Annotated in this window: 5 protein-coding genes; all 5 read left to right on the top strand. The window is 40.5% G+C overall.

Annotation, left to right across the window (positions count from 1 at the left end):
* Positions 1–64: 64 nt before the first annotated feature.
* Complete coding sequence (gene galE / locus MOB01S_RS11690; RefSeq protein ID WP_066805700.1) at positions 65–1,084, top strand: UDP-glucose 4-epimerase GalE; 1,020 nt, start codon at positions 65–67, stop codon at positions 1,082–1,084.
* 12 nt (positions 1,085–1,096) lie between these two features.
* Positions 1,097–1,699 (top strand): RdgB/HAM1 family non-canonical purine NTP pyrophosphatase, encoded by a 603-nt coding sequence (gene rdgB / locus MOB01S_RS11695; protein ID WP_066805705.1) that lies wholly within the window; start codon positions 1,097–1,099, stop codon positions 1,697–1,699.
* A gap of 150 nt (positions 1,700–1,849) precedes the next feature.
* Entirely contained in the window at positions 1,850–3,181 is a 1,332-nt protein-coding gene (gene tig, locus MOB01S_RS11700) for a trigger factor (protein ID WP_066805702.1), read from the top strand.
* Positions 3,182–3,300: 119 nt separating this feature from the next.
* On the top strand, positions 3,301–3,942 hold the full coding sequence (clpP, locus tag MOB01S_RS11705) for an ATP-dependent Clp endopeptidase proteolytic subunit ClpP (protein ID WP_066805708.1): 642 nt from the start codon (positions 3,301–3,303) through the stop codon (positions 3,940–3,942).
* Positions 3,943–4,023: 81 nt separating this feature from the next.
* Complete coding sequence (gene clpX / locus MOB01S_RS11710) at positions 4,024–5,292, top strand: ATP-dependent protease ATP-binding subunit ClpX (protein WP_066805711.1); 1,269 nt, start codon at positions 4,024–4,026, stop codon at positions 5,290–5,292.
* The last annotated feature ends 39 nt before the right edge of the window (positions 5,293–5,331 follow it).

The following is a 5,331-nucleotide window of genomic DNA, read 5'->3' on the forward strand; positions in this document are numbered from 1 at the left end:
GAAGTGAGTGATAGTTTGAATGTGATTTTATTTTTTATATGATATTTTGCATAATGTGAGTCTTATGATGAAAATTTTAGTAACAGGTGGCGCAGGTTATATTGGTTCGCACACATTGATTGAGATTATCAATGCAGGTTTTGAGCCTGTGGTTTATGATAATTTGTCTAATTCTAGCCCTGTGGCAATTGAGAGGGTGGAGCAAATTGTAGGTCAAAATATCAACTTTATTAAAGGTGATATTTTGGATAAAGAGTTATTAAGGAAGGTTTTTGCTGAACATACCTTCTTTGCGGTCATTCATTTTGCAGGTTTAAAGGCAGTTGGTGAGAGTGTTTCCAAACCGTTAAAATATTATCAAAATAACGTAATAGGCACAATCAATGTACTTGAAGTAATGAAAGAGTTTGGGGTAAAAAATTTCATTTTTTCTTCATCGGCAACTGTTTATGGTAATCCAAGATCTCTACCTATCTATGAATCTTTTGAACGTTCTTGCACTAATCCTTATGGACAAAGCAAGCTCATGATTGAGTATGTTTTGGAAGATGTGTGTAGAGCCCAAGTTGATTTTAATGCGATAAGTTTGCGTTATTTTAACCCCATTGGGGCTGATGAATCAGGCACAATTGGCGAAGACCCAAGCGATATTCCTAATAATCTGATGCCCTATATTAGCCAAGTGGCGGTCGGCAGACTTGAAAAATTATCTGTTTTTGGCGATGATTATGATACCATTGATGGTACAGGTGTGAGAGATTATATTCATGTGGTGGATTTGGCAAAAGGGCATTTAAAGGCATTAGAGTATTTGGCAAATCACAAGCAAACAGGATTTTTGCCCATTAATCTTGGTACAGGTCATGGTACAAGTGTACTACAACTTGTTAATGCCTTTATCAAAACCACAGGGCAAAAAGTACCTTATGTCATCGCCCCTAGACGAGTAGGTGATATCGCCAGTTGCTATGCCAACGCAGACAAAGCAAAAACGCTTTTGGGTTGGGTGGCACAGTATGACATTGAGAGAATGTGTATTGATACTTGGCGGTGGCAATCTAACAATCCAAACGGTTATAACTAAATGATAGATATGATGAAAAAAATTGTTTTAGCCAGCAACAACAAAGGTAAATTATCCGAATTTCAGACCTTATTTGATAAAGCCAACCTAGGCATCACAATCGTGCCACAGGGTGAACTTGGTATTGGTGATGCCATAGAAAATGGCTTATCTTTTATTGAAAATGCCATTATTAAGGCTCGCCATGCCAGTCGTGCTAGCGGTTTGCCAGCCTTAGCAGACGATAGCGGACTTTGTGTGCCTGTGCTTGGTAATGCTCCTGGCATTTATTCGGCACGTTTTGCAGGATTGCATGGTGATGATGGTGCCAATAACACCAAGTTACTCCAAGAACTATCACCTTATCGGAACGGTACGCCAATCGTGGGTAAGTTTGTTTGCGTGCTTGCCTACGTTCGCCATGGTGATGACCCCTTGCCTATCATTGCACAGGGAGAATGGGTGGGCGAGATTTTGGATATGCCACAGGGTGAAAACGGTTTTGGTTACGACCCTTTATTTTATGTGCCAAGTTTGGGTAAGGCATCTGCCGAGCTTGATAAAGACACCAAAAATGCACTTAGTCATCGTGGGCAAGCCTTGCAAAAATTGATAAAACAACTGTTAGAGAGTTAGCTTTTTTGTTGTATTTTTGAAAGAATAAGGATATAATGAATGGCTTATGATTTTTTTGTGAACATTTTATAGTTAAAGTGTTTGCCCAGATTTTATCATATCACTAATAAGTGATTGAATTTTAACAAATTTATTTAAAGGTATGTTCTCATGAATTTAGATATTGCAGTCAATGTTTTGTCCGATAAGGAAACTCAACTTACCGTTAAGGTGCCTGTACAAACCATTCAAGAGCGTGTTGAAGCACGCATTCGCCAAACCGCAAAAACTGCCCGAGTTGACGGTTTCCGTAAAGGAAAAGTGCCTGTATCATACATCAGAGCCCAATACGGTGCTGGTATCCAACAAGAAGTTATCAACGATACCATTCGTGATACCGTATTTGATGCCATTGGTGAGAAAAAAGTACGTGCTGTTGGTGTGCCAAGCATTGATGATGTCAAACTTGAAAATGACTTTTTGGTCTATCAAGCGACCGTTGAAACTTTCCCAGAAGTGAAAATTCAAGGTCTGTCCGAGATAGAGGTGGAACGTCAAACTGCTACTGTGTCTGACGCTGATGTAGATACCATGATTGAAAACCTTCAAAAACAACGTCAAACCTTTGAAATTAAAGAAGGTGAACTTACTGACGGTGATGAGGCAACTTTTGACTTTGAAGGTTCTATCAATGGCGAAAAATTTGAGGGTGGTACCGCCGAAAACTATCGTTTGGTCATCGGTTCAGGTCGCATGATTCCTGGTTTTGAAGACGGCATGAAAGGCATGAAAGCTGGTGAGGAACGTACCATTCAAGTAACTTTCCCAGAAGATTATCAAGCCGAAAACCTAAAAGGTAAAGAAGCGGATTTTAAAATTACTGTTAAAGAAGTTAAAGAGCCAAAATTACCTGAACTTAACGAAGAATTTTTTGAATTGTTTGGCGTCAAAGAAGGTGGTCTTGACAAGTTAAAAGCAGACGTTCGTAAAAATATGGAACGTGAAATCAAAAATGCCGCTCGCAACCAAATCAAGCAAGTTACTTTTGATGCCCTTGTTGAGAAAAATGAGTTTGATGTGCCAAAAGCCATGCTTGCCCAAGAAGTTGAGCGTCAACGTAATCTCATGCTTCAACGTTTTGCTCAGCAATTTGGTGCCAACCCAAATACTTTTGACAAATCTATGCTCCCTGATGAGCTTTTTGAAGACCAAGCACTTCGTGCCGTGCGTTTGGGTGTGCTGGTTAGTCAAATCGTGGACAACGAAAAATTGGTGGTTGATCAAGACCGTGTAACTGCGTTTATTGCAGAGGCTGCCGAAAACTACGAAGACCCTGCCGAAGTGATTGAGTACTACACCAACGACAAAAAAGAGCGTGCAGGCATTGAGGCAGTCGTGCTAGAAGATCAAGTGGTTGAGTTTATTTTATCAAAAGCCAAAGTAACTGAAAAAGAAGTCAAATATCAAGACTTATTGGCGACTGCTCAACAAGTTCAAATTTAATTGATTCATTCAATTGAATTTTGCTAAAAAATGTAAAAATACCCCAACAATTGTTTGGGGTGTTTTTTAATTGTGGTACAATAACACCAATTTACTATTTTGGAAAAACCATGAACAATATGCGTAACAACCCTTTTTATGACCAATTAGCCGATACTTTTCATGATGTGCCAACCAATGCCCTAGTGCCTATGGTAATTGAGCAATCAGGACGTGGTGAGCGTTCGTTTGATATTTTTTCTCGTCTTTTGCGTGAGCGTGTTATTTTTTTGACAGGGCAGGTTGAAGATAATATGGCAAATTTGATTGTTGCCCAGCTTCTATTTTTGGAGGCTGATAATGCCGAAAAAGACATTCACCTTTATATTAATTCACCCGGTGGCGTGGTTACAGCAGGCATGGCAATTTATGATACCATGAATTTTATCAAACCTGACGTATCTACCATTTGTTTGGGTCAAGCTGCTAGCATGGGGTCGTTTTTGCTTTCGGCGGGTGAAAAAGGCAAACGCTATGCCCTAGCCAACAGTCGCATCATGATTCATCAGCCATTGGGTGGTTTTCGTGGACAAGCCAGCGATATTGAAATCCACGCCAAAGAGATTTTAAATCTAAAAGCCAAATTAAATCAATTGCTTGCCGAGCATTGTGGTCAGCCTGTGGAGCGTTTAGAAAAAGATACAGACCGTGATAATTTTATGAGTGCAGAGCAAGCGTGCGAGTATGGCTTGGTGGATAAGGTCATCACCAAACGCCCTTAAATCATACAGGTGTTATCGTTTTGGGGCAAATTTAATTTGTCCTTTTCGTGTGCAAATTTTAACCAATTTAGAGAAAAACAAATGACAAAAAGCAAAGAACCTTGCTGTGATTTTTGTGGTAAGCCCAAAAGTGATGTTGCCAAGCTCATTGCAGGCATGAATGATACTAACATTTGTAACGAATGCGTTGAGTTGTGCGGTGATATGCTTGGTGTCAAAGATTTAGATGCCAAAACTCAAAAAGCAGACAAAAAGACAAAAAAAGACGACAAGAAACAAGACAAGGATTGGGCAAGTGCCAAACTGCCCACACCCAAAGAAATCCGTGAACATTTAGATGAGTATGTCATCGGACAAGATACTGCCAAAAAAGCCCTATCGGTGGCAGTTTATAACCACTACAAACGTCTCAAAGTTAAAGAAGGTAAGCCTGCCCCTGTGGAACTTGCCAAAAGTAATATTTTGCTCATTGGACCTACTGGTTCTGGTAAAACACTACTTGCCCAAACGCTCGCTAAAATGCTTGATGTGCCGTTTGCGATGGCAGACGCTACAACATTGACCGAAGCGGGCTATGTGGGTGAAGATGTAGAAAACATCATTCAAAAACTCCTACAATCTGCTGATTATGATGTGGAACGTACTCAGCGTGGTATTATTTATATTGATGAAATTGACAAAATCAGCAAAAAAGGCGAAAACGTCTCCATCACTCGTGATGTGTCAGGCGAGGGTGTTCAGCAGGCACTTTTGAAAATCATTGAGGGTACGGTTGCCAACATTCCGCCCCAAGGCGGTCGCAAACACCCCAACCAAGAAATGATACAGGTGGATACCAGCAACATTTTGATGATTGTTGGTGGGGCGTTTGCAGGGCTTGATAAAATCATCGAACAACGCACGCAGGAAGTGGGTATCGGCTTTAATGCCACTGTTCGCACCAAAAAAGAAAGTAAAATCAGTGAGTTGTTCCGTGAAGTGGAAGTTGAGGATTTGGTGAAGTTTGGGATTATTCCTGAATTTATCGGTCGTTTGCCAGTCATTGCCACACTAGATGAGCTGGACGAGGAGGCACTTATCACCATTTTGACCGAACCTAAAAACGCCCTTACCAAGCAATATCAATACCTGTTTGACATGGAAGGGGCGAATTTGACTTTTGAAAAAGACGCACTTACCGCCATTGCTAAAAAAGCCATGAAACGCAAAACAGGAGCAAGGGGACTTCGCTCTATTATTGAAAATGCCCTACTTGATACCATGTATGAGCTACCCAGTATGAAAAATGCCAAAGAAGTGGTAGTAACCCGTGCGGTGATTGATGATGGCAAAGAACCAACCATTAAATAACCTAAAAGGGCGGTCTAACCGCTCTTTTTATTTTTGGTG

Source organism: Moraxella oblonga NBRC 102422 (assembly GCF_001598275.1).
GTDB classification, from domain to species: domain Bacteria; phylum Pseudomonadota; class Gammaproteobacteria; order Pseudomonadales; family Moraxellaceae; genus Moraxella; species Moraxella oblonga.